The sequence below is a fragment of the Paenarthrobacter histidinolovorans genome (genome assembly GCF_014647595.1).
Classification (GTDB): domain Bacteria; phylum Actinomycetota; class Actinomycetes; order Actinomycetales; family Micrococcaceae; genus Arthrobacter; species Arthrobacter histidinolovorans.
Window position 1 is genome coordinate 585,316 of record NZ_BMPM01000001.1, and the last position, 21,009, is coordinate 606,324.

General features: G+C 63.6%; 22 protein-coding genes. 15 read left to right on the forward strand and 7 right to left on the reverse strand.

The genetic code is table 11. The features are described 5' to 3' along the window. Nucleotides 1-95: 95 nt before the first annotated feature. The 5 genes from IEY62_RS02700 (at nt 96) to IEY62_RS02720 (ending at nt 4,322) form a co-directional block, all read left to right on the forward strand. Complete coding sequence (locus IEY62_RS02700) at nt 96-1,661, forward strand: PspC domain-containing protein (RefSeq protein WP_189013667.1); 1,566 nt, start codon at nt 96-98, stop codon at nt 1,659-1,661. 1 nt (nt 1,662) lies between these two features. Then, a complete protein-coding gene (locus IEY62_RS02705; RefSeq protein WP_189013669.1) occupies nt 1,663-2,037 on the forward strand; it encodes a hypothetical protein in 375 nt (124 codons plus the stop codon). 49 nt (nt 2,038-2,086) lie between these two features. Then, nucleotides 2,087-2,335, forward strand: coding sequence for a PspC domain-containing protein (locus tag IEY62_RS02710; RefSeq protein ID WP_189013671.1), 249 nt, complete (start codon nt 2,087-2,089; stop codon nt 2,333-2,335). A 202-nt stretch (nt 2,336-2,537) separates the two neighbouring features. After that, on the forward strand, nt 2,538-3,563 hold the full coding sequence (locus IEY62_RS02715) for a 6-phosphofructokinase (RefSeq protein ID WP_018776708.1): 1,026 nt from the start codon (nt 2,538-2,540) through the stop codon (nt 3,561-3,563). Between the two features lie 9 nt (nt 3,564-3,572). Beyond that, nucleotides 3,573-4,322 carry a GNAT family N-acetyltransferase gene (locus tag IEY62_RS02720; protein WP_189013673.1) on the forward strand — a complete coding sequence of 250 codons (750 nt, stop codon included), beginning with the start codon at nt 3,573-3,575 and terminating at the stop codon, nt 4,320-4,322. A gap of 75 nt (nt 4,323-4,397) precedes the next feature. Here IEY62_RS02720 and IEY62_RS02725 read toward each other — a convergent pair whose 3' ends face one another. From IEY62_RS02725 to IEY62_RS02755, 7 genes are all read right to left on the reverse strand, one after another. Next, entirely contained in the window at nt 4,398-5,918 is a 1,521-nt protein-coding gene (locus IEY62_RS02725; RefSeq protein WP_189013674.1) for a DHA2 family efflux MFS transporter permease subunit, read from the reverse strand. After that, nucleotides 5,902-6,531: a PadR family transcriptional regulator gene (locus tag IEY62_RS02730; RefSeq protein WP_189013676.1), complete on the reverse strand. Its 630-nt coding sequence runs from the start codon at nt 6,529-6,531 to the stop codon at nt 5,902-5,904. Before IEY62_RS02730 ends, IEY62_RS02725 begins: the two co-directional genes overlap by 17 nt. Before the next feature lie 109 nt (nt 6,532-6,640). Then, nucleotides 6,641-7,060 (reverse strand): ankyrin repeat domain-containing protein, encoded by a 420-nt coding sequence (locus IEY62_RS02735; RefSeq protein WP_189013678.1) that lies wholly within the window; start codon nt 7,058-7,060, stop codon nt 6,641-6,643. After that, the gene (gene ygfZ / locus IEY62_RS02740) at nt 7,057-8,142 is read right to left on the reverse strand and encodes a CAF17-like 4Fe-4S cluster assembly/insertion protein YgfZ (RefSeq protein WP_189013680.1); all 1,086 of its coding nucleotides are present in this window, start codon (nt 8,140-8,142) and stop codon (nt 7,057-7,059) included. Before ygfZ ends, IEY62_RS02735 begins: the two co-directional genes overlap by 4 nt. Before the next feature lie 55 nt (nt 8,143-8,197). Further along, the gene (locus tag IEY62_RS02745) at nt 8,198-8,920 is read right to left on the reverse strand and encodes a flavodoxin family protein (RefSeq protein ID WP_189013682.1); all 723 of its coding nucleotides are present in this window, start codon (nt 8,918-8,920) and stop codon (nt 8,198-8,200) included. A 53-nt stretch (nt 8,921-8,973) separates the two neighbouring features. Then, a complete protein-coding gene (locus tag IEY62_RS02750; RefSeq protein ID WP_018776715.1) occupies nt 8,974-9,573 on the reverse strand; it encodes a nitrobindin family protein in 600 nt (199 codons plus the stop codon). 166 nt (nt 9,574-9,739) lie between these two features. Further along, nucleotides 9,740-10,474: a permease gene (locus IEY62_RS02755; protein ID WP_189013684.1), complete on the reverse strand. Its 735-nt coding sequence runs from the start codon at nt 10,472-10,474 to the stop codon at nt 9,740-9,742. A gap of 263 nt (nt 10,475-10,737) precedes the next feature. Here IEY62_RS02755 and IEY62_RS02760 point away from each other — a divergent pair, with 263 nt between their 5' ends. The 10 genes from IEY62_RS02760 to asd all read left to right on the forward strand — a co-directional run bounded on the left by IEY62_RS02760 (nt 10,738) and on the right by asd (nt 20,958). After that, a complete protein-coding gene (locus tag IEY62_RS02760) occupies nt 10,738-11,436 on the forward strand; it encodes a winged helix-turn-helix transcriptional regulator (protein WP_018776718.1) in 699 nt (232 codons plus the stop codon). Between the two features lie 210 nt (nt 11,437-11,646). Beyond that, nucleotides 11,647-12,618, forward strand: a complete 972-nt coding sequence (gene mshD, locus IEY62_RS02765) for a mycothiol synthase (protein WP_189013686.1) — start codon at nt 11,647-11,649, stop codon at nt 12,616-12,618. Nucleotides 12,619-12,722: 104 nt separating this feature from the next. Then, on the forward strand, nt 12,723-14,972 hold the full coding sequence (locus tag IEY62_RS02770) for an RNA degradosome polyphosphate kinase (RefSeq protein WP_189013688.1): 2,250 nt from the start codon (nt 12,723-12,725) through the stop codon (nt 14,970-14,972). Between the two features lie 6 nt (nt 14,973-14,978). Next, nucleotides 14,979-15,947: an NUDIX hydrolase gene (locus tag IEY62_RS02775; RefSeq protein ID WP_189013690.1), complete on the forward strand. Its 969-nt coding sequence runs from the start codon at nt 14,979-14,981 to the stop codon at nt 15,945-15,947. 70 nt (nt 15,948-16,017) lie between these two features. Next, a complete protein-coding gene (locus IEY62_RS02780) occupies nt 16,018-17,664 on the forward strand; it encodes a hypothetical protein (RefSeq protein WP_189013692.1) in 1,647 nt (548 codons plus the stop codon). Beyond that, nucleotides 17,661-18,053: a GntR family transcriptional regulator gene (locus IEY62_RS02785; protein WP_189013694.1), complete on the forward strand. Its 393-nt coding sequence runs from the start codon at nt 17,661-17,663 to the stop codon at nt 18,051-18,053. The genes IEY62_RS02780 and IEY62_RS02785 overlap by 4 nt, the downstream gene beginning before the upstream one ends. Continuing rightward, nucleotides 18,050-18,853 carry a thymidylate synthase gene (locus IEY62_RS02790; protein ID WP_189013696.1) on the forward strand — a complete coding sequence of 268 codons (804 nt, stop codon included), beginning with the start codon at nt 18,050-18,052 and terminating at the stop codon, nt 18,851-18,853. The genes IEY62_RS02785 and IEY62_RS02790 overlap by 4 nt, the downstream gene beginning before the upstream one ends. Continuing rightward, complete coding sequence (locus tag IEY62_RS02795) at nt 18,850-19,446, forward strand: dihydrofolate reductase (protein WP_189013698.1); 597 nt, start codon at nt 18,850-18,852, stop codon at nt 19,444-19,446. The genes IEY62_RS02790 and IEY62_RS02795 overlap by 4 nt, the downstream gene beginning before the upstream one ends. 20 nt (nt 19,447-19,466) lie before the next feature. Beyond that, complete coding sequence (locus IEY62_RS02800; protein WP_189013700.1) at nt 19,467-19,706, forward strand: NF038396 family protein; 240 nt, start codon at nt 19,467-19,469, stop codon at nt 19,704-19,706. Between the two features lie 109 nt (nt 19,707-19,815). Next, entirely contained in the window at nt 19,816-20,958 is a 1,143-nt protein-coding gene (gene asd, locus IEY62_RS02805; RefSeq protein WP_189013702.1) for an aspartate-semialdehyde dehydrogenase, read from the forward strand. Nucleotides 20,959-21,009 lie beyond the last annotated feature (51 nt).

The window sequence follows — 21,009 nt, forward strand, 5'->3', positions numbered from 1 at the left end:
CGAACCGGATTCCGGCAGGGTCAGGGGCTCTCTCAGGGATCATTCAGGGTATCCCCCAGTAGAGGGCAAGCAGGCCTGGACGGCAGGATCGAAGTATGAACGCGAACAGCATGAACCCAGAGGAACCCGGAACGCCCGGCACCGCCGGCCCTTCCGGCTCCAGCGGCTCCGCCGGCCCTTCCGACTCCGGCGCTTCCGGATCAACCTCCGGGGCTTCCGGATCAACCTCCGGGGCTTCCGGATCAACCTCCGGGGCTGCGGACCAGCCCACCGCCGGAGCGTCCGCCGGGACGGGCCCCGCAGCCGGCAGCTATGCGCCAGCGGGCGACGTTCCCCAGGCGCCCCAACAGAACTTCTTCGACTGGATCCGCAGCCAAGGCATCCGCCGCGGACCTGACCGCTGGATCGGCGGAGTTTCCAGTGGAGTGGCCCACCGGTTCGGCATTGATCCGCTGATCGTCCGCGGAATCTTCATTGTCCTGGCGCTCTTCGCCGGAGTCGGGGTTCTCCTCTACGGCATCGCGTGGGCACTCCTGCCCGAACCGGACGGCCGGATCCACGTCCAGGAGGCAGGCGCCGGGCGCTGGTCGGGAGGAATGACAGGCGCGCTCATCACCGTCATCATCGGACTTCCAAGCCTGGGCCGCGGTTTCTGGGGATGGGGTTGGAACGGACTGCCCGGCCTGTTCTGGACGCTGTTCTGGATGGGCGGTGTCTTCTACCTGATCTACTACCTGGTCCAGCGGAACAAGGCGTCAAAAGGGGCCACTCCCATGAGCCCGCAGAACTACGCGGCGGCACCCGGCGGAACCGCCGCCTACGGCGCTCCGGCCGCCTACCCGGCCTCCCCGGCTGCGACAAGCAACACCGGCGTACCTGTCTACGGTGCGGGCACTCCTTCGGGACCCCGCAGCGGAGTCCATGCTCCGGGCGGGTACGGTTCCGGGCCGACCCCTCCTTCAGGTCCGCGGCCGCCGTACGGCCCCACTCCCCCGCAAGGCTGGGCCCCGAAGCCGGTCACGCCCAAACGCAAAGGACCCGGCGCCGCCATCGTCGCAGTGTCGGCAGGTGCAGCGCTCCTGGCCGGCGGCACGTTGAAGGCCCTCGACGCCGGTCACGTCATCGACCTGGGCAACACTGCCAACGCTGTGGTGTGGGCTACGGCCGCAGCCGTATTGGGCCTGGGCATTGTGATCGCCGGGCTCCGGGGAAGGACGTCGGGATTCCTGGGCTTCCTGGCCGTGGTCGCACTGATCATTGGAGGAATCTTCAACGTGGTTCCCAGGAACGGCGACCGCTGGACATTCCATGATGTCAATTGGGCACCGACCAGCTTGGAGCAGGCAAAACAGGGCATTAGTGTCACCGGTGCCAAGGGCACTGTGGACCTGAGCAATGTCGCAACCACGCCGCCGCTGATCTCCGAGGTCCTTGTCCCGGTGGACGCCACCGCCAGCAACGTCACGGTCATCATCCCCGACGATGTTCCAGTGGAGGTCAAGGCGGACATGACCTTCGGCAACCTGAACGAGCGCGGGGCCGACCGGGGTGGACGCCTCCAGGACGACCGAACCCTCTACAACACCGGGAAACCGGGGGCCAATCTCGTTGTGGAAATTGACGGAACCTTCAGCAACGTGACCATCAAGGAAGGAAACTGACATGAGCACGAACGAGCCTTTCGAAACCCCCGGGTCACAGCCCACCGAGCCACTGCCCAAGGGAACCCGCCCTACCGAAGCACTGCCGAAGCCCGGCCTTAAGCAGATCCCCCTGACGCCTCCCTTGGAGCCTGCCTTCCGGGTGGAACAAGAGAAGGAGGCCGATCCCACGCAGGCACGCATTGGAACCGTGGTGTGGGGGCTGATCGTGGTGGCTCTGGCTGCACTGATCATCATTTCCACTCTTGGCTGGGTGTCCTTGAACGGTACGTATGTGCTGATCGGCCTGATGATCGGAGCCGGCGCCGCCTTGGTGGTCGGCGGACTCCTCTCGGCCCGCAAGGGATCCGGGAAATCAACGAACCCGGCCCCTTGATCCATCCAATCCACGTGACAAAGCAACCACAACAGGGAAGTGTGTAGCCATGGACAAGTTCTTCAGCATCGTCAGGGGCTTCGGCCTGAAGCGGGGACCACAACGCTGGCTGGGCGGCGTATGCGGAGGCATTGCCGCGAAGCTCAGGGTGGACGTAGCTTATGTCCGGGTTGCTTTCCTGCTGTTCTGCCTGCTTCCGGGACCGGCAGTGGTGGTGTACATCCTCGGCTGGCTCATCCTTCCGGACCAGAACGGCAAGATCGCCCTCGAATCCTTCATCAGCCAACGGTCCCGGTAACCAGCTGGACAAACCCGGACACACAGGAAGCGCCCCGTCAACCGGCGGGGCGCTTTTTTGCTGATTTCGGCCATGTTTCGAGCACCGCACAGTTGGACTCAAAGGTAACCGTTTGTGTCGCACCCCACATGCCCGTCTACAATCATGGGGAGCTCAGCGTGGCGCTCTTGCACGTATTCCTCCAAGCCATGAGTGAGCAAACATGAAAATTGGCATTCTTACCAGCGGTGGCGACTGCCCCGGACTCAACGCAGTGATCCGGGGAGCAGTCCTCAAAGGCATCGCCATCCACGGCCAGGAATTCGTCGGCTTCCGCGACGGCTGGCGCGGCGTGGTTGAAGGCGATGTCATCGACATTCCCCGCACCATGGTCCGCGGCATCGCCAAGCAGGGTGGAACCATTCTGGGAACTTCCCGCACCAACCCGTTCGAAAACGGTGGCGGTCCGGATGTCATCAAGGCCCACATGGAACGTTTGGGGATCGACGCAATCATCGCGATCGGTGGCGAGGGAACCCTGGCTGCGGCCAAACGCCTCACCGACGCCGGCCTGAAAATCGTTGGCGTGCCCAAGACGGTGGACAACGACCTCGACGCCACTGACTACACCTTCGGCTTTGACACCGCAGTCCAGATCGCCACCGAAGCCATCGACCGGCTCCGCACCACGGGCGAATCGCACCACCGCTGCATGATCGCCGAGGTCATGGGTCGCCACGTTGGCTGGATTGCCCTCCACGCAGGCATGGCGGCCGGCGCCCACGCGATCCTGATTCCGGAGCAGAAGGCCAGCATCGAACAGATCACCGAATGGGTCCAGGAAGCCCACGACCGTGGCCGTGCGCCCTTGGTGGTTGTGGCGGAGGGCTTTGTTCCGGACCACATGGAATCCCCGCACTCCGAGCGTGGCCTGGATACTTTCGGCCGGCCCCGCCTGGGTGGCATCGCCGACCAGCTGGCCCCGGAGATCGAGGCCCGTACCGGCATTGAAACCCGCGCCACCATCCTCGGACACATCCAGCGCGGTGGCGTACCCACCGCCTACGACCGCGTCCTTGCTACCCGGCTCGGCATGGCTGCCATCGACTCCGTGGTCGAAGGCCGCTGGGGCACCATGGTTGCCCTCAAGGGCACGGACATCTCGCACGTGGGCTTCGAGGAAGCCCTCGGCAAGCTCAAGACCGTGCCGCAGCACCGCTACGACGAAGCATCGGTCCTGTTCGGCTAGGCTGAATCCATGACTCTGGAGCCCACGTCCGCTGCCATCATCCAGCTGGCGTGGGCTCGCCATTTGGGGCTCGACGACGACGCTTTCGCCGGCGCTGCTGCCGAACTCTCCTCTGAGGGGACTACTCCGGGCGACCCTGGCGCCAGGATCATCCGCGTTGACGACTCAGCCCGGGCGCTGGTCTTCCTGCGCTTGTTCGGCGTCTCGGCCCTGGTGGGTCCGCAGTGGGCGATTGATGCGGCGGCCGGAATCCCCGATACCGAATTGGCCCAGCACGTGACGTTGTTGACGCTGACGCGGTCGCACGGTGGGCACGGACTTGGTTCGTCGGCCCTGTTCTTCGCGGACGATCTTCCCCTGCAGCAGCCGTCCGAGGACCTCACCGTTTCGCACGGCAACCCCGAGGCCATCAGTCTTGAAGGACTCTGCCCTCCGGATGACGTGAATGAAGTGGGACTCCACAATCTGGAACACCGGTTCACCATCATGCATCCGGAAGAGGAGCAGCCCACCCCTGTAGCCTGCGGGGCCTACTCCGAGTGGGAGGGCATCCTGGCCAACATGGGAGTCCTGGTGGCTCCCCCGTGGCGCAGGCGCGGAATCGGGACGCTGGCCGCTTCGATCGCCGCGCACGAAGCCCTCGCTGCGGGGCTGACCCTGCAATGGAAAGCCGACGTCAGCAACACCGGAGCGCTCGCGATGGACCGCAGCCTTGGCTTCGCCACGGGCGGGCTCCACGCGAGCGTGCTCCTGGGCTGATTCTGCTCAGAGTTTTGTCCAGCCGATACCCTTCAGGCGGCCGCCCCGGGCATCAGCTGGACAAACTATCTACTCTTAGCGCGGGAGTTCGGCGTCAGCTGCCTCAGCCTGGACCGGCGGCTTGGCACCCCAACCGGAAACGGACTTCGGTTTGCCGAAGAACAAGGTGACGACGGCGCCCAGCAGGATCGCGAAGGCCGGCAGCAGGATGGACTGGCTCATCGCCGTCGAGAAGCCTGCGTGCAGGAATTCCGGCAAAGTGCCGCCCATGGATACCTCGCCGACGGGCGCACCCGCTGGTGCGGCAGGAAGCTCAGCCGCCAGCCGCGACTGGATCAGGGCAGCGATCGCGGCCGAACCCAGCACGGCACCGATCTGGCGTGTGGTGTTGAAGACGCCCGAGCCCGCACCGGCCTGGCGCGGTTCCAGGTTGCGGGTGGTGGCGTTGGACACCGGCCCCCAAATGAAGGCGTTGGCAACACCTTGCAAGGCGCTGGGCAGCAGGAACATCCAGATGGGAGTGTCCGGACCCAGCAAGGAAGCGGTCCAGAACAGGGCCGCGGAGAGGCATACCAGGCCAAAGGACGCGAACCATCGGGGGTTGGCCCGGTCGATCAGCTTGCCCACGAACGGGGCCAGGGCACCTGAGATCACTGCCATGGGGATCATGAGCAGGGCCGACTGCGTTGGTGTCAGGCCCCGGACTGTCTGGTAATAGAAGATGGTGGGCAACGGGAAGGCTGTCACCGTGAAGCCGACGGCCATGATGGCGGTGTTGCCCAAGGAGAAATTGCGCTCCTTGAACAGGCCCAGGGGAAGCAGCGGTTCACCGCCGCGGCGTTCAAGGATCCACTGCCAGAGGACGAAGACCACCAGAACCGCAAGGCCGGTGATGATCAGGCCCCACACGGAAATGAAACCGGTCACGGTGCCCCACTTGTAGGTCTGGCCTTCCTGGATTCCGAAGACCAGCAGGAACATCCCCACGGCGGAAAGCAGCACGCCCAGGACGTCGAAGGAGTGGCTGTGCGTGGTCAGTTTGGGCACGAACCGGGTGACCAGGATGAAAGCGACAAGACCGATGGGGACGTTGACGAAGAAGATCCACTCCCAGCCGAGGCTGTCCACCAGCACGCCGCCCAGGATGGGGCCGACCAGCACGGCCATGCCTGCCGTGGCTCCCCACAGACCCATGGCCGCACCGCGCCGGTCCGGCGGGAAGATGCGCGTAATGACGGCCATGGTCTGGGGCGTCATCATCGCGGCGCCGAGGCCTTGGACAGCCCTGGCTGCGATCAGCATGGTCACGTCACCGGAGAGTCCGCACCACAGGGATGCCAAAGTAAAGACGACCAGGCCGATGAGGTACAGGTTCTTGGGCCCGAAGCGGTCGCCAAGCCTGCCGGTGATGAGAAGAGGTACCGCATAGGCCAGCAGGTAGGCGCTGGTGACCCAGATGACGGCGTTGATGTCTGTGTTAAGGCCTTCCATGATCCGCGGATTCGCGACCGACACAATGGTGGTGTCGATGAGGATCATGAAGAAGCCCACCACGAGTGACCACAATGCGGGCCATGGCTTAGCTATGTTTTCCAAGGGATTCCTTTGGCTTGTTTGAAAGTCCGGTGAGGGCAGGGCGGGGTTCGTCCCAAGGCAGCTGCCCGGTGCCCAACTCCTCAAGGAGACCGCGGATCCACGCGATCTCGGTTCGAAGCATGGCTTGCTGATAAGTGATGTCGATCCAGTACTTGCGGTCCAGCCCCTTGGCCGTCACAGCCTCCTGGGCGTGGATCAGGAAGTCGAGGTCGGCGTTCAAGGCGACCACCCGGTCCTCCAGGAGGCCGGTCACCACCTTGGCGGGGAGATGGTGGGCTTCGGCAATGGCATGGGGAAAGACGGGGTATTCGTTGACGGGAGCGGCGAGCATGGCCTGAAGCCGTGCGTCCAACGCCGCGTGTCCGGCCTCCGTAATCCGATAGGTGGTCCGCTCGGGACGGTTGCCTTCGCGCTCCGTCCCTGTCGCCTCCACGAGTCCGTGTTCCTCAAGCCGGCCGACCGCGTGATAGAGCGTGCCCGGACGGACCTTCACCAACCGGTCCTCGTGACGGGCCATCAGCAACTGGTACATCTCGTAGGGATGCATGGGTTGCTCGGCGAGAAGCGCCAGCGACGCAACGCCCAACGGCGTCAACTCAGCACTTTTGGCCACAGCCTGCCCCTCACATCAAGAATATTCCACAACAACTATTCCACGTGGAGTAATCAGGTGCAAGTGAACCCCGGCTGCAGCAGCAGCCGGGGTTGCTTGGAAGAATGGGTCAGCCCAGGAGGGCCAGGATTTCCGTCCTGGCGAACATCGAGGCGGCGTCGCGCGCACTGGGCGTCCCGGCGTCGGGATCCGCTCCCGCATCCAGCAAAGCCCTGGCGACCCCGGTGTATCCCTTGAAAACGGCACCAGCGAGGGGCGTCTGTCCGCGGTCGTTCGCAGCGTTGACATCCGCGCCATGGTGGATGATCAGCTGCACCGCGTCCTCATGTCCGTGGTAGGCCGCGAGCATCAGCAGCGAGTCGCCTGCCGCATTGGTGAGGGTGGCGGGGGCTCCGGCATTCAAGTAGCCCCGGAGCAGCTCCGTGTCTCCCCCGCGGGCGGCGTCGAACAGGGCGTGGGCCAAGGCCAGCGTCTCCTCATCGGGGCCGGTCTGGGGGTTGGTGGCAGCAGGGCCATCACTTGGGGTCATCGGTGGGGTCCCTTCAGGAATCCGGTCTGGCGCCCGACAACCTGTCCGGCGTCGGGGGCGACGATCACTTCCTGGGCTGCAATGTAAGGCTCCTCGCCGTCCATTACTGTGAGGGTTTCCTCCGCCGAAACGGACCGCTTGATCACGGCTAAAGCCACAGGCCCCATCTCGAAGTGCTGCGCCACCGATGTCAGAGTACCCACCTTGCGTTCCCCGGCAAAGACAACACTGCCCACAGCCGGCAAGGTGTGCTGGGAACCGTCGAGCTGGAGGAATACTAACCGCCGGGGAGGGTGTCCAAGATTGTGCACCCGCGCGATGGTTTCCTGGCCCTTGTAGCATCCCTTGTTCAGATGCACCGAGGTGCGCAGCAGATCGAGCTCATGCGGAATCGTCTTCTCATCGGTCTCCGCGCCCAGACGGGGCCGCCAGGCGGCCACCCTCAACGCGTCCGCAGCCATGGCGCCGGCCAGCGGGAGACCCTCCACCGCACTCTCAAGCTCAGCTGCAGGAACCAGGTATTCGAACCAGGGCCGCTCCAGCCCGGGGTGCGATTCCTCGGGCACGATGCTGTACGCGTAGCCACCCGGACCGACGTGCGGCCATGGATCCTCCCAGACGAGGCGGGAGGAGAACTGCTCCAGCGGCTTGGTGGCTCCCACCACGGCCCACTGCTCCGAGACGTCGTGGATCTCGACCCGGAGCATGAATTTCATTTTGTTCAGCCAGTCAGCCAAGGGTGCCGCTTCAGCTGCTTCGACGATCAGCCAGGTGGTGCCGCCGTCGTCGATAACCCGCGCGTCGAACTCAATGCGGCCCTGGACGCTCAACAACAGAAGTTCGCTGGAGACACCTGCCTGCAGGTTGGTGAGCTGCTGGGAGGACAGCGTGTTCAGCCAGCTCAGCCGGTCCGGGCCGGCCACAGTCACCACGCCGCGGTGGGAAAGATCCACGACGGCGGTGCCCGCTGCCAAAGCGCGCTGCTCACGCAACGGTTCGCCATAGTGCGCCGCGACACCTTCGTCCAGGCCGGTATCTTCGACGGCGCCAGGGCGCGACAACAGAGGGCTCTTGTAAGTCATATGTAGTAGAAGTCCTTGCGGCTCAGGGGTATTCCGGATTGGGCAATTTTTCGGTTCAACGGTATTCGGGATTATCAAAATCGAACCGGGTGCCCGCTTTCCACTCCTCCGGCAGGTTGCCGTAAGCGGGAATACCGTCGGCATCGCGCAGGAGCTTGGCCATGTGCAACAGGTTCCAGGTCATGAAAGTGGTGTTCCTGTTAGTAAAATCACTCTCCGGACCGCCGGATCCTTCATCCAAATAGCTGGGACCAGGGCCAACAGCGCCGATCCATCCGGCATCGGCCTGCGGTGGGATCGTGAAACCTATGTGCTGGAGGCTGTAGAGCACATTCATGGCACAGTGCTTGATGCCGTCCTCGTTGCCGGTGATCAGGCAACCGCCCACCTTCGGGTAGAAAGCCCATTGACCCTTGCTGGTCAGCTCACCGGAGTGGGCGTACAGCCGCTCAATGAGTTTCTTGGTCTGGGAGGAGTTGTCGCCCAACCAAATGGGACCGGCAACCACCACGATATCGGCCTCGCGGACAGCTGGATAGAGCTCAGGCCATTCGTCCGTCTTCCAGCCATGTTCACGCATGTCCGGATAGACACCGCTGGCGATGTCGTGGTCCACAGTGCGGATAAGGCTGGTTGTGACGCCCTGCTTCTCCATGATGTCCCGGCTGATCCGGATCAGGCCATCGGTATTGCTGAGCTGCGGGGAGGGCTTCAGCGTGCCGTTGAAGAAGACGGCTTTGAGGCCCTCGTAACCCCCGGGCTTGGAATTTTCGGTCACTGTCTGCTCCTTCTGCCTGGCGTGCTGCGCGGAACGTACGGTGAACCCTTGGGTCAGGAAACCTTGTGCAGGAACGCCGATGCGTGGGCTTCGAGGGTCTTTCCGTTGGCAGCGACGTCCCAGCGCCACAGGAGGTTGCCATCCACCAAGCCGAAGATCCGGGTGGCTGCAGTGTATTCCTTGGAGTGGCTCCCGCGCATCACCATGTCGGTGCTCAGTTGGATCTGGGGTCCCTTGATCTGGCCGTAGTAAAGCTCGGTGATTCCACCGGGGTGGGCGATCGAAACGGAGATATCGAAGCCGCCGTCCTTGTTGCGGCGTTCTTCGACCTCGTCTGCCGTTTTGAGAACGGGAACAATATCGGCCGGAATCAGTCCAGGGCCGCCGTCGCCTTCCTCAAGTTTCCGTTCCAGCGCCCAGAACCCGGTCTCCACCGTCAACGGGCGCAACTTTGCGCCGGCGTCGTCGCTGATCCAGGTCTCGGCCCGGTACTGCAGGTACGGCAGGCCGTTGTGGGTGAACGAAACGTGCTGGACGAAATGTTCCGAATCCTCGTCGCCGCTGCCGAGCCGGCCGCGGCCCTCCCACTCACCAATGAGCCAGGAAAGCGGAACGAGTTCGGGTGTCAGATCTGTGGGGATCTCAATAGGCACAACGGTTACCTCGGTTGGGCTGCAGAACCAGAAGGCTTACTTCTGGCCCTTGAAAAGGCGGTAGACAACAAATCCCGCAAACCACGCCATGGCGATGCTGGCCAGGCCAAGGAGAACGAGGAAGAAGATTTCAAATGCGAGTACAGACATGATGCAATCCTAACCGTTAGTAGATGAGTAGTTTGTCTATGAAGTATGCCAAGGCACCCACGGCCCAGACCGGGGCTACACCCATTCCAACAGCTGCCGGAATGTTAAGCCTCCCCCGCCTGAGGGTGGTCATGCGGCGGAAACACACCAGTACCGAACCCACCACGACACCCACCAAGGCAGCGGGCAGTACCGCGATGTCCGAGAAAACCAGGCCGGCGAGGGGACCCATGAGGCCCGCCATGACCACCCCGAGCGGCGCCACGATGCGGTCCGGCCAACGGATGATGCCTACCAACAGGGCAACAGCTGCGCTCAGGCCGGCAACCAGGACCATTTCCTTGACGCCATTGAACCTGGCACCGGCTATCCAGCCCGCGCCCAGGCAGTTCAGCAGCACGCCGGCACTGCAGCCAAGCGTGGACTCCAGGCGTTGGGCCTGGCCGGTGCCCCGGACGAGCTGGACAATGAAGACGGACATCACACCCAGGGCAACAAATGCCGGAGTTCCGTCGAGAAAGCCGGGGGCAGGCAGGTACGCGGCCGTTACTGCCGATCCCGCGCCGGCCAATCCGATGACGGCCGCCAGCGTCTTCTTGGCTGGAACGCCCAGGAAATGCGGCCAGCCGATGCCCACTGCTGCAGACGCCGCAATGCCCACCCCCACCATGGCTTCCCGGGAAACGAAGGTGCTGGCCACGATGGCCGCGAGCGCCACGAGTCCGAATACCCCGATGCTCCAAGACTTCACTGTGTGCCCGACCTCAATCCGATGCGCCTTCTACGGCCTCCCGACAATCCTGCCTTAAACCGACCCAATATGTCGTAATTCCCCTGCCAGGCCGTCACGAATCCATGTGTCGCAGGGCACTGATGGGTATACTCAGACTTCAACAGCGCACTGTCCCGGCCTCGATCCCGTCACAACGGGCAAGGGCCGCAGGGCGCTGGGACCGGCCGGTGAAACTCCGGTTTCGACGCCCGATGATGCGCGTACAGCCCATTGGAGGAACTATGTCGCACATCCTGCTCCTGACGAACAGCACCGGCTCTTCGGTGGACATTTTGCCTGCCTTGGAGTTGTTGAACCACCGTGTGCACATCCTCCCGGCAGAACCAACCGCTTTGCTCGAAACCGACCCCACGGACATAGTTTTCCTCGATGCCCGCAAGGACCTGGTGGGGGCTCGCTCGCTGACGCAGTTGCTCAAGGCCACCGGACTCAGCGCACCGTTGATGCTGATCCTTACCGAGGGTGGCATGGCTGCCGTTTCTTCGGCCTGGGCCGTGGATGACATCGTGCTCGACTCCGCCGGACCTGCCGAGGTGGAAGCCCGCATCCGGCTGGCCATGGCACGTGCCGTGCCCGGCGAGGAAGAGACCCAGACTGAGATCCGGGCCGCCGGCGTCGTTATTGACGAAGCCAGCTACACCGCCCGTGTCAGCGGCCAACCCCTGAACCTGACGTTCAAGGAGTTCGAGCTCCTGAAATACCTGGCACAGCACCCCGGCCGGGTATTCACCCGGCAGCAACTGCTGACGGAGGTCTGGGGCTATGACTACTACGGAGGCACCCGGACGGTGGACGTCCACATCAGGCGTCTTCGCGCCAAGCTTGGCGTAGACCACGAAAACCTCATCAGCACGGTCCGCAACGTCGGCTACAGGCTCACCCTGGTGCGATTGCCTGACGACGAGCTCTCCGAAGCCTGAGTTGTTGATAAAAGGAAAGGCCGGGATCCACACGGATCCCGGCCTTTCCTTGCATTGCTTGGTGGAGGACATACGGGTCGAACGTATCGAGGCCACCCCACTGGTGGATCCCCCCTGTACCCGGCCAAAGCCGAATGAGATAACGACACTACCGCCGTTGCTCCGAGACATCAAATCCCAGGGCTTGCCCGGGGCGTATAGCCTTGCACCATGAGTCATGCGCACCCGGAGAACTGGCCTGTACTGATCATCAAGGGCGCTTTGGACGCCGAACTCCTCAGGGATTTCAAGACACTCACGGCCGCGGCGGAGGAATCCGACGGGAACCCGCCCCTGTCCGAGCAGACCCTGGTGATGCTGCGCGGAGCCGACGGGGGTGACCATTCCGTCCAGTCGTTCGCGCTTTACGCGCCAACCGAGGATTCAGATCCGGCGACCGCCGAAGACCTGGCGGGAATCGCCGTCGTCGTTGAAGCGCCGGACGCGAGCGGTGTGCTGGAACTGGCCGTCCATCCCAGTTACCGGAACCAGGGGGTGGCCGGACGGCTTTTGGACGCACTGCACAACGAACGGAGCCTTGAAGGCCTCAGCGCATGGTCGCACGGCGACCACGAGGCTGCTGCGCAGTTGGCCACCCGTTTCGGCTACGGGCCGGTGCGGGAGTTGTGGAAGATGCGGCTGATGTCTTCAACGTCCGCACTGCCCGACGCCGTCCTCCCGGACGGTGTTTCGCTGCGCGCCTTCGTGCCGGGCCAGGACGAACAGGCGTGGCTGGCCGCCAACCGCGCCGCATTTTCCCACCACCCCGAGCAGGGTTCCATGACCCTGGAAGACCTCGAGGCACGGAAAGCAGAAGACTGGTTCGATCCCGAAGGCTTCTTCCTGGCCGTCAACACCGCCGGCGAACTCCTGGGATTCCACTGGACCAAGGTCCACCCCGGGCAAGGCCCGCACCCGGCGATCGGCGAGGTCTACGTGGTGGGAGTAACTCCGGCTGCGCAGGGTTTGGGACTCGGCAAAGCCTTGACTGTTGCCGGAATCAAACACCTGCAGGACAAGGGCCTCCATGCCGTGATGCTGTACGTGGACGCCGACAACGAGGCAGCTGTGGCCCTATACCAGAAATTGGGATTCGTCCGCTGGGACACCGATGTGATGTACGGTCCGTTAACGAAAAATTAACCTGGCGGGATCACCGCGGGGAAAGGCGGTGGCTCGTTGGATTCGGACACCGCGATTGCTTGTAATGTGGGAGACAAACCCAGTCCTGAGCTTAGGAGAGCCCCATGCAGCCGGACCCCGTCGGCATCGCCGGATCCACCTCTAAGGGGGCGACACTGCCTCCGCGCTTCGGATCGTCGGAAGTGCCGGCCTCGCGGGCCACCCAGGACCGCATCGATATCCCCGAATTCGCACCAAGCCTGGAACCCGAAGGCGACATCTCCCCGGACCGCTTCCTGGACCGCGAGCTCAGCTGGCTTGCCTTCAACTCCCGCGTGCTGGAACTTGCCGAAGATCCTGATCTTTTCCTGCTGGAACGCGTCAACTTCCTCTCGATCTTCGCTTCCAACCTGGACGAGTTCTTCATGGTCCGCGTGGCCGGCCTCAAACGCCGTATCGCCACCGGACTCGCTGTCCCCTCCCCCGCTGGGCTCAGCCCCATCGAGGTGCTCGAACAGATCGGTGAAGAGGCGCACAAGCTGCAGGAACGCCACGCCCGCGTTTTCGCCGAGCAAATCCGGCCGGCCCTTGCCTACGAACACATCCACCTCATGCATTGGAATGAGCTGGATGAAGATGCCCGCCAGCGGATCAGCGTCATGTTCCAGGAGAAGGTCTTCCCCATCCTGACTCCCCTTGCCGTGGATCCTGCCCACCCCTTCCCGTACATTTCGGGACTCTCCCTGAACCTGGCCGTGATTGTCAGCAACCCGATCAGCGACAAGGAGCTCTTCGCCCGCGTCAAGGTTCCGGACCAGTTGCCCCGCCTGATCTCCGTGGATGGGCCGCGCGCAGGTGCCATTCCCGGCCGCGTTGCCCGGTTCATCGCGCTGGAAGAAGTCATCGCCGTCCACCTGGACAAGCTCTTCCCCGGCATGGAGGTCCTGGAACACCACACCTTCCGGGTGACCCGCAACGAGGATCTGGAAGTTGAAGAGGACGACGCCGAGAACCTTCTGCAGGCGTTGGAGAAGGAACTGCTGCGGCGCCGGTTCGGCCCTCCCGTGCGTTTGGAAGTCACCACGGACATCAACCCGAACATCAAGGCCCTCCTGATCAGGGAACTGGGTGTTGAGGAGTCCGAGGTCTACTCCGTGCCAGCGCCGCTGGACCTGCGCGGGCTGTCCGCGATCAGCGGCATCGATCGTGCCGACCTCCACTACCCCAAGCACGTCCCGCACACCTCCCGGTACCTCAATGAGTCCGAGACTTCCAAAGCCGCTAACGTCTTCGCGGCCATGCGCCGCAGGGACATCCTGCTCCACCACCCTTACGACTCCTTCTCCACCTCCGTCCAGGCGTTCCTTGAGCAGGCTGCAGCGGACCCCAAGGTCCAGGCCATTAAGCAGACCCTGTACCGGACATCCGGTGACTCCCCGATCGTGGACGCCTTGATCGATGCTGCGGAGGCCGGGAAGCAGGTTCTGGCCCTGGTGGAGATCAAGGCCCGTTTTGACGAGCAAGCCAACATCTCCTGGGCGCGCAAGCTGGAACAGGCCGGTGTCCACGTGGTCTACGGCATTGTTGGCCTGAAGACCCACTGCAAGCTGTCCCTGGTGGTGCGCCAGGAAGTGGATGGCCTCCGCCGCTACTGCCACATCGGTACAGGCAACTACCACCCCCGCACCGCCCGCTACTACGAAGACCTTGGTTTGCTGACGGCCAACGAACAGGTGGGCGAGGACCTTTCCAAGCTCTTCAACCAGCTTTCCGGCTACGCGCCCAAGTCCACCTTCAAGAGGCTGCTGGTGGCACCGCGCTCGGTCCGGGCCGGCCTCGTGGAGCGGATTGAAACCGAGATCCGCAACGCCCGCGCCGGCATTCCCGGCCTGGTGCAGATCAAGGTCAATTCCATGGTTGACGAAGCCATCATTGACGCCCTTTACCGCGCCTCCCAGGCGGGTGTGAAGGTGGACGTCGTGGTGCGTGGCATCTGCTCCCTCCGTCCCGGTGTTCCCGGCCTCAGCGAGAACATCACGGTCAGGTCCATCCTTGGCCGCTTCCTTGAGCACTCGCGGGTGTTCGCTTTTGGCAATGGCGGCGAACCCGTGGTGTACATCGGCTCCGCCGATATGATGCACCGCAACCTGGACCGCCGCGTGGAGGCCCTGGTGCAGCTGTCCAGCAAGGAGGACATCACCACGGTCATGGACTTGATGCGCCGCTACGTTGACGACGGAACTGCCAGCTGGCACCTGGACAACCAAGGACACTGGACCAGGCACCACCTGGATGCCGACGGCAAGCCGTTGCTGGATATGCAGTCCTGGCTGTTGGAGTCGCGTTCGCGCCAGCGCGCGTCGGCACGGAGGTAAGAAGATTTGAACAGCGATACCCCCGTGGCGGACCAAACAGAGCATCCCGGCGAACCGGTAGCCGTCGTCGCTGCCGGCGCCATCCCATGGCGCCTGAACAAGGGCGCCTTGGAGGTTCTGTTGATCCACCGGCCCCGCTACGACGATTGGTCATGGCCCAAGGGAAAGCTCGACGCCGGCGAAACGGTTCCGGAATGCGCGGCCCGTGAAGTGTGGGAAGAGATTGGCCTGCAGGCTCCGCTGGGCATTCCCCTCCCGGCCATCCACTACCACGTGTCCGCCGGCCTCAAGGTGGTCCAATACTGGGCTGCCAAAGTCAACGGCGAACAGCTGCGTCCCGACGGCAAGGAAGTGGACAGCGTGATGTGGTGCAGCCCCGACCGGGCGGCGTCATTTCTCAGCAATCCTACGGACGTTTTGCCCCTGGAGTACTTGGAGAAGGCACACGTCCGCGGGGAGTTGGATACGTGGCCTTTGATTTTGATCCGTCATGCAAAAGCCAAGCCGCGATCGTCCTGGACCAAGGCTGAGGGGGACCGTCCTTTGGCGGCCACTGGCCAGCGACAGGCCATCGCGGTCCAGCGCCTCCTGAACGTGTGGAAACCGCAGCGCCTGGTGAGCAGCCCGTGGGCCCGCTGCGTGGCAACCATCGCGCCGTATGCGAAAGCCTCGGGAGCCAAGGTCAAGTTGGTGGAAGCGCTCACCGAGCACCACCATCAGCGCTCTCCAAAAAAGACGGCTGCAGCCATCGAGGCGTTGTTCGACAAGCAGCTGCCCATAGCGGTGTGCACGCACCGGCCGGCCCTGCCCACAGCCCTGAAGCAACTGGGCCAGCACATGCCGCAGAACCTGCGCGCCGTCCTGCCCTCCGCGGATCCCTTTCTTTCGCCCGGCGAGGTCATTGTCTGCCAGGTAGCACGGGGTTCCGAGCGGAAGATAGTTTCCGTAGAGCAGGTCAAACCTTTCGACGACTAGAAGCCCACTCAGGGTTGACCCCCACGTCTTTGTATCACTAGATTGATACAAAAGATGTGGGGGTCTTGTCGTGGTTGCCATGCCAACGTTGTTCTTCCTGGGCCCGGTGGTGGGTGCAGTGCTCGTCTACCTGTTCCTGCGTATGCAGGTGTGGTCCAAGCCGGACGCCGAGTCCGTAGCCTCGCACGGCCTGTGGGTGGGCATCATTGGCTGGATGGCCAGTTCCCTGCAAGGCGCCATGAGGACCGGGATCATTGTTGCGAACCCCACGGCCTCAAGTGCGGCCGCAACCCCCGGCCAAATCGCCGGCGCACTTGCTTGGCCGGTTCTGGCTTGCCTGACCGTGCATGCCCTTGGACAACTGAGCTACCCCGCACCCAAGGCACCACGCAGGTACGCCGAACTCACAGTGCGCCGGATCCGCGATTTCCTTCCGCGCAAACTTGCATGGACCACTGCAGGAGTCTTCGTCTTCGCAGCCCTGGTGATCGCGTGGACTGCGACGCTTCCCGGGCACACACCGGTGATGCCGACCCCAGGGGGCGTGACACAGCCATCCGACAACGGATATGTGGGCCAAGGCCAGGAGGGCCGGATTCCCGGCTGGGAGCTGGCCGCGTGGTTGGGTGGAGCGCTGCTGGTCCTCGCCCTGGGAACCTGGCTGGTCCTGGTGCTGACAGCACGTCGTCGCCGGTTGGAAACGCTCGACGACGACGACAACCGGGCACTCCGGGCCATCGGTGCCAACCGTTTGCTGCGGACGGTGGCCACCATCGCCGCCGGGTTGGCGGCCATCGCAGGGAACTTCGCCACTCAGCCAGCTCCTGGAGCACTGTGGCAGAGTTCGTTGTTCAACGTGCTGGGTCTTGTCAACATGGCCGTGTTGCTCGTCATGTGGTGGTGGCGGGTCCCCCAGCTCCCGTCCCTCGCCACAGCACAAAAGGACATCAGCATCAGTACGCTCCGGGCCAACCCCCGAACCCACGGAGCCGCGCGCCTGAGCATCTCAACCGGTGCGGCGTTGGGCGTGGTGGGCGGACTGGTGCTCGTGGCCGGAATCGTGGTGATCCTTGGCGCTTCCCGCCCGCTGGATCCGTGGGCATTCCCCGCCCTCACAGCCGTTGCGGCAATGATCCTGCTGGCGACCATTGCAGCGGGTGACATGCTCACGGCACGAAATTACGGCCGGCCCGAGGCTCCCGTCCAGTGGCCACATCAGCCTGTTTCGACAGGACTTCTCGCTTTCGCGATCGGGAGCGCCCTGGTGTTCGGCCTTGCAGTGGCCTTCGCCATCGCGGCCGAAGTCCAACCAAGCGGCTTGAGGTCGTGGCTTGGGGTGCTCGTGCTGTCTGCGGTCGTTGGCATCGCAGGCACGCTGGCCATTCTGGCCGTTCGCCGTCGTCGTGGTGTTCCGGAAGGCAACGGTGAAGCGGGGCTGGATGCGGCGTTGCGGGCGATCAGCATGTACCGGATCGTGCGGACACTGGCCGCGTACTGCCTGGGGCAGGCAGCAGCCCTGCTGCTCATAACCGGCGATGCCTGGTCCAGGGTGGTCCAACCGGCAGGCGGCGAATTTTCTCTGGCCCCCAGTCCGGCCACCACGGCGGGCATGGTTCTGGCGGCGGTGGCGGTGATTGTCGCCGTCGTACCGGTCCGCAGCCTGCTCCGCGCCATCCCCCGCGGCGAACCCGCCCCGCATGCGGAACGGGCACGATGACCGCCCGGGTCACTTTGGACCTCTCCGATCCCGTCCCGCCCTATGAACAAATCCGACGGCAACTGAGCTCGCTGATCGCCGTCGGGGTCCTGGAACCGGGAAGCCGGCTGCCCACGGTCCGCAGCCTGGCAGCGGACCTCGGCATCGCCGCGGGGACGGTGGCACGTGCCTACAAGGAACTTGAACAGTCCGGCCTCATAGAATCACGACGCCGGAACGGGACCATCGTCGTCGGGCCGCCTGGGGCGCCGCACGGCGTGGCGGGCGGAGACGCTGCGGTAATGGCCGCCGTCGACGTTTTGATACGGAGCGCGCGTGAGGCAGGCATTCGTGACGACACTCTCATAGATCTGGTTCGAGGCAGGCTGACCAGTAAGCTGGACCCGTGAGCATCCCCACCCCATATGAAGACCTCCTGCGCGACGTCATGGCCAACGGCACGCACAAGTCGGACCGCACCGGAACCGGAACGCGCAGCGTGTTCGGCCGCCAGTTGAGGTTCGATCTCGCCGAGAGCTTCCCGCTGATCACCACCAAGCGGGTCCACTTCAAATCCGTGGCAGTTGAACTCCTGTGGTTCCTCCGCGGCGACTCGAACGTGAAATGGATGCAGGATCAGGGCGTCTCCATCTGGGACGAATGGGCCGACGCCGACGGCGAACTGGGTCCTGTGTATGGCGTGCAGTGGCGGAGTTGGCCAACGCCCGATGGCGGACACATCGACCAGATCTCCGAGGTCATGAAGAGCCTCGCCGCCAATCCGGACTCCCGGCGCCACATCGTCTCCGCCTGGAACGTCTCCGAACTCAAGGACATGGCGCTGCCACCGTGCCACGCGTTCTTCCAGTTCTACGTTGCGGACGGCAAGCTCTCCTGCCAGCTGTACCAGCGCTCCGCGGACACCTTCCTGGGCGTTCCTTTCAATATCGCTTCCTACGCACTCCTGACGTGCATGGTGGCGCAGCAGCTCGGTCTCGAACCCGGCGAATTCGTGTGGACCGGGGGCGACGTCCACGTCTACGACAACCACGTGGAGCAGGTCGCGGAGCAGCTCAGCCGTGAACCGTACGAGTACCCGCAGTTGAAGATCCTTCGCAAGCCGGATTCGATCTTTGACTACACGCTGGATGACTTCGAGATTGTCGGCTACCGGCACCACCCCACCATCAAGGCGCCGATCGCAGTATGAGCACGTCTTCCCCCGGCCCGGACCAGCTCCCAGGCGTCATCTTCACCCAGGAGACCGCTGCCAAAATGACCGGCATCGGCATGATTTGGGCCCAGACCACATCCGGTGTCATCGGCAAGGACGGCACCATGCCGTGGCAGCTGCCCGAGGACATGAAACACTTCAGCCAGATCACCACTGGACACCCCGTCATCATGGGCCGCAGGACCTGGGAATCATTCCCCGAAAAGTACCGCCCCCTCCCGGGGCGCACCAACATCGTGGTGACCCGCAACGAAAAGTGGGCATCCTCGCCCGAGGCACAGGGCGCCGTCGTGGTTTCATCGCTTGACGCGGCCCTGTTGGAATCCCAGTTCGCGCCGGGCGGCCAGAAAGTGTGGATCGTCGGCGGTGGCGAGATTTACCGCCAATCCATGGGCATCGCCAACCTGGCGGTCATCACCATCATCGATACCGATGTTGAGGGCGACACCTACGCGCCCGAGCTCGGCGACGACTGGACCTTTGACACCATGGCACCCGCAGAGGGTTGGCTCACCGCAAAGAACGGCACCAACTACCGGTTCACTACGTGGCGCCGGAACGAAAGCTAGGAAAGCAGGACGTACCGGAAATGCTGAAAAAACCTGAGACCTTGTTCGTGCTGGGCTACATGCTGCTGCCACTCTTCGCGCTGCTCTCGGCCGTTGTTGGCCTCACCATGATCCTGGGCGGCAACAAGATTGTTGGAATCATCGTCCTGGTGGTGGTGACCCAGGTGTTCACCTTCGGTGCCTTCTTTGCCCTGCGCAAGCGCAAGGCCGCATTGCTGCAAGAACCCGACGCACTGCAAGGGCCCGACGCCGGCCACTAGGCAAGCGCGTCAGCCGCCTCTTGCCCCCACCGGCGAGTGTCGTCGTCGCGCTTCGTGCGCGTGACGTAACCAACAGCGGCACTTAGCTCCGAAAGTCTAGACTTGGTGAATGACTACAGCAGCTAATCCGTCCGTAGGACTGGTCGGTTGGCGTGGCATGGTCGGCTCCGTCCTGATGCAGCGCATGCAGGAAGAGAACGACTTCGCCAACATCAACCCGGTATTTTTCTCCACCTCGAACGCAGGAGGTGCCGCCCCGTCCTTTGCTGAGGGGGCAGGCAAGCTCGAGGATGCGTTCGATATTGAGACGCTGGCCAAGCTGCCGATTATTGTCACCGCCCAAGGCGGCGACTACACCAAGCAGGTCCACGGCGAACTCCGCAGCCGTGGCTGGGACGGCCTCTGGATCGACGCTGCCTCAACTCTGCGCATGAACGATGACTCCATCATCGTGCTGGACCCCATCAACCGAGACGTCATCGACGCCGGACTGTCCGGCGGCGTAAAGGACTTCATTGGCGGAAACTGCACGGTTTCCTGCATGCTCATGGGTCTCGGCGGCCTCTTCAAGAACAACCTCGTGGAGTGGGGCACGTCCATGACGTACCAGGCCGCTTCGGGCGGTGGCGCGCGCCACATGCGCGAGCTCCTCAACCAGTTCGGCACGCTTAACAACGAGGTCAGCAGCGAACTGGAAGACCCCGCCTCGGCCATTCTGGAGATCGACCGCAAGGTACTGGCCACCCAGCGCACCGGCGTCGACGCCACCCAGTTCGGCGTGCCGCTTGCAGGCTCGCTGATCCCCTGGATCGACGCGGACCTCGGCAACGGACAGTCCAAGGAAGAGTGGAAAGCCGGCGTCGAGACCAACAAGATCCTCGGCACCGGAACCGGAACCGCGGGCAAGGACCACATCGCCATGGACGGCCTGTGCATCCGCATCGGAGCCATGCGTTCCCACTCCCAGGCCCTCACGCTGAAGTTGCGCGAAGACCTGTCCGTGACCGAGATCGAAAACCTCCTGGCCAAGGACAACGAGTGGGCCAAGGTTGTTCCCAACACCAAGGAAGCCTCCATGGCGGACCTGACCCCGGTTGCAGCATCGGGCACGCTGGACATCCCCGTGGGCCGTATCCGCAAGCTCGAAATGGGTCCGGAATACATCAGCGCCTTCACCGTGGGCGATCAGCTCCTGTGGGGCGCAGCGGAGCCCCTGCGCCGCATGCTTAACATTGTGACGGGCAAGCTCTAGGCTTCTGCCCTCGCGTTCGAAACCCGCTGTTCCGCTGCCTCCCGGCAATGG

Excerpts from the sequence above, each read along its gene's own strand:
- IEY62_RS02715 (WP_018776708.1), top strand. The coding sequence starts at position 2,538 with ATGAAAATTGGCATTCTTACCAGCGGTGGCGACTGCCCCGGACTCAAC.
- IEY62_RS02735 (WP_189013678.1), bottom strand. The coding sequence starts at position 7,060 with ATGACCCCAAGTGATGGCCCTGCTGCCACCAACCCCCAGACCGGCCCC.
- IEY62_RS02760 (WP_018776718.1), top strand. The coding sequence starts at position 10,738 with ATGTCGCACATCCTGCTCCTGACGAACAGCACCGGCTCTTCGGTGGAC.
- IEY62_RS02720 (WP_189013673.1), top strand. The coding sequence starts at position 3,573 with ATGACTCTGGAGCCCACGTCCGCTGCCATCATCCAGCTGGCGTGGGCT.
- mshD (WP_189013686.1), top strand. The coding sequence starts at position 11,647 with ATGAGTCATGCGCACCCGGAGAACTGGCCTGTACTGATCATCAAGGGC.
- IEY62_RS02770 (WP_189013688.1), top strand. The coding sequence starts at position 12,723 with ATGCAGCCGGACCCCGTCGGCATCGCCGGATCCACCTCTAAGGGGGCG.
- IEY62_RS02795 (WP_189013698.1), top strand. The coding sequence starts at position 18,850 with ATGAGCACGTCTTCCCCCGGCCCGGACCAGCTCCCAGGCGTCATCTTC.
- asd (WP_189013702.1), top strand. The coding sequence starts at position 19,816 with ATGACTACAGCAGCTAATCCGTCCGTAGGACTGGTCGGTTGGCGTGGC.
- ygfZ (WP_189013680.1), bottom strand. The coding sequence starts at position 8,142 with ATGACTTACAAGAGCCCTCTGTTGTCGCGCCCTGGCGCCGTCGAAGAT.
- IEY62_RS02800 (WP_189013700.1), top strand. The coding sequence starts at position 19,467 with ATGCTGAAAAAACCTGAGACCTTGTTCGTGCTGGGCTACATGCTGCTG.
- IEY62_RS02700 (WP_189013667.1), top strand. The coding sequence starts at position 96 with ATGAACGCGAACAGCATGAACCCAGAGGAACCCGGAACGCCCGGCACC.
- IEY62_RS02710 (WP_189013671.1), top strand. The coding sequence starts at position 2,087 with ATGGACAAGTTCTTCAGCATCGTCAGGGGCTTCGGCCTGAAGCGGGGA.
- IEY62_RS02705 (WP_189013669.1), top strand. The coding sequence starts at position 1,663 with ATGAGCACGAACGAGCCTTTCGAAACCCCCGGGTCACAGCCCACCGAG.
- IEY62_RS02785 (WP_189013694.1), top strand. The coding sequence starts at position 17,661 with ATGACCGCCCGGGTCACTTTGGACCTCTCCGATCCCGTCCCGCCCTAT.